General features: G+C 76.4%; 2 protein-coding genes. One reads left to right on the top strand and one right to left on the bottom strand.

Annotated features, from left to right (window positions below; genetic code table 11):
* The coding region (locus AOK22_RS32370) for an MFS transporter (RefSeq protein ID WP_079036966.1) at window positions 1–1,009 on the top strand (1,009 nt) is incomplete at its 5' end.
* Here AOK22_RS32370 and AOK22_RS32365 read toward each other — a convergent pair.
* Entirely contained in the window at window positions 987–1,658 is a 672-nt protein-coding gene (locus AOK22_RS32365; protein WP_055702278.1) for a pyridoxine/pyridoxamine 5'-phosphate oxidase, read from the bottom strand. The genes AOK22_RS32370 and AOK22_RS32365 overlap by 23 nt on opposite strands.
* Window positions 1,659–1,836 lie beyond the last annotated feature (178 nt).

The following is a 1,836-nucleotide window of genomic DNA, read 5'->3' as shown; positions in this document are numbered from 1 at the left end:
CGCCGTCGTCGGCGCCTCGCTCGCCCTGTACTACCCGGCGCTCACCGGCGTCGTACCGGACGTCGTGCCCGCCGAGCACCTGCACACCGCCAACGCCCTGCTCCGCTTCGGCATGAACGGCGCCCGCCTCCTCGGCCTCTCGCTGGCCGGCGGCATGGTCGCGCTCGTCGGCGCCGGCTGGGCGCTGGCCACCAACGCGGCCGGGTTCGTCGTGTCCGCCCTGCTCCTCCTGACGCTGCGCCTGGGCCACCGCACCCGCGGGGCCGCATCCGTCTCGGTCGTCGCCGATCTGCGCGAGGGCTGGCGGGAGTTCGCGGGGCGGCGCTGGCTGTGGGTGAGCGTGGCGCAGTTCGCGCTGGTGATCGCCGCGATGCAGGCCGCCTTCGGGGTGCTCGGACCCGTCGTCGCCAAGGCCTCGATGGGCGGGGCGCCCGCCTGGTCGACGGTGCTGCTCGGGCAGTCGGCCGGCACGCTCTTCGGCGTCCTGGTCGCGCTGCGGATCCGGCCGCGCCGCCCGCTCCTGGTGGCCACCCCGATGGTCTTCGCGATGGCGCTGCCCGTCCTCTTCCTCGGCCTGGGCGCGCCGCTCGCCGTGGTGGTCGCCGGTTCGTTCGTCCTCGGCGTCGGCATGACGACCTTCGGTGTCCTCTTCGAGACCACCATGCAGCGCGAGATCCCCCGCGCGTCCCTCTCCCGCGTGGCCTCCTACGACGCCCTCGGCTCCTTCATGATCGGCCCGCTCGGCCTGCTGGCCGCGGCGCCCCTGGCCGCCGGGATCGGCGCCCGGGCCGCCCTGCTGATCTGCGCGGCCGTGATCACGGTGACCACGGCCTGCGCCCTGCTCGTCCCGGACATCCGCCGCCTGACCGCGCCACGGACCGGCGGGGCCGCCGAGAGCCGGGGCGCCGAAGGCCGGGCGGGAGAACGCCCCGCGGTCGTCGAGGACCGGGACGCCCGGAAGTGCCCCGGCTCCGGCGGACCCGCCGTCACGGCCACAGCAGCTCCCTGACCCACCCCTCGCCGCTCTCGTCCCTCCGGTACCGCAGCCGGACATGGCGCCGCCGTCCGTCCCCCTGGAAGAACTCCGCCTCCAGGGGGTCCAGGACGTACAGCGTCCACGTCGGCGCGTCCGCGTCCGGCTCCGCCCGCGCCCGCTCCCACGCGGCCTCGGAGGCGCGCGCCAACTCCTCGTACGTGCCCAGGACATCGCTCTGCCCACCCACCAGCGCGGCGGCCAGCGCGCCGGTCGACCGGGCGTGCAGATCGGCGAGGGCCTCGGCGTGCGGCGCCGCGGTGACCCGCCCCCGCACCCGGATCTGCCGGCCCTGCGCCGCCCAGTAGAAGTGCAGGGCGGCCTCGGGCCGGGCGGCGAGCTGGCGGCCCTTGCGGCTGCTCGTGTGCGAGGCGAAGTGCCAGCCCCGGTCGTCCGCGTCGTGCAGCATCACGGTCCGTACGTCGGGTCCGCCGTCCTCGGTCACCGTCGCCAGGCCCATGGTGTGCGGCTCGGGCTGGCCCGCCGCCACCGCCGCCGCGAACCACGCGTGGAAGAGGGGCAGCGGTTCGGCGGGCGCGGCGGCCGGGTCGAAGGCGGGCAGGTCGATGTCCCAGACCCGCTGGGCCCTGAGCAGCTCCTGGAACGCGGAAGGTGTCGTCGTCATACGGCGATTGTGACCCGCCGCCGACCGCCTGCCCGTCTGCCGCTGGCCCGGTTGCCGCTGGCCGCTCGCCGTCCGCCGTCCGCCGCTCGGCGTCCGCCGTCGCCGCCCGCCTCGTCCCCCGAGGTGCGCCCTCACCCGAGTACCCACCACCTCACCCCAGTACCCACCACCTCACCCC

This window comes from Streptomyces silaceus (genome assembly GCF_001419745.1).
GTDB lineage: Bacteria > Actinomycetota > Actinomycetes > Streptomycetales > Streptomycetaceae > Streptomyces > Streptomyces silaceus.
Note: the sequence above shows the minus strand (reverse complement) of the source record. Positions and strands in the feature narration are given on the sequence as shown.

Excerpts from the sequence above, each read along its gene's own strand:
- AOK22_RS32365 (WP_055702278.1), bottom strand. The coding sequence starts at position 1,658 with ATGACGACGACACCTTCCGCGTTCCAGGAGCTGCTCAGGGCCCAGCGG.